This window comes from Variovorax sp. P2_H12, from assembly GCF_056403395.1.
Window position 1 is genome coordinate 1 of the sequence record NZ_JBFUFO010000286.1, and the last position, 382, is coordinate 382.

Genomic DNA, 382 nt, shown 5'->3' on the forward strand with positions numbered 1-382 from the left:
GTACAAGGGCCCGTTCAGCGGCAAGCACCTCGACTCGGTCGTCACCGACGCCGCGGCGAAGACCATCACCTTCAAGCTCGCCGAGGCCCGTCCGGACTTCAACTTCACCCTCGCGATGAGCTCCTACGGTGCCGTCCCGGTCAAGGGCGACAGCAAGGAGAGGTACGACAAGGACCCGGTCTCGTGCGGTCCGTACCGCGTCAAGAGCCACGCCGTCGACAAGTCGATGACGCTGGTGCGCAACCCGCACTGGGACCCGAACACGGACTCGATCCGCAACGCCTACCCGGACAGCTTCGTGTACGAGTTCGGTCCGGAATCGCTCCCGGCGACGGACCGTATGATCGCCGACGACGGCGACGACCAGTACGCGGTCATGGCG

The 382-nt window shown here is 65.7% G+C and carries 1 protein-coding gene; it reads left to right on the top strand.

Annotation, left to right across the window (positions count from 1 at the left end; all coding sequences use genetic code 11):
• The coding region (locus AC1DYK_RS36175) for an ABC transporter substrate-binding protein (protein WP_478170652.1) at positions 1-382 on the top strand (382 nt) is incomplete at both ends.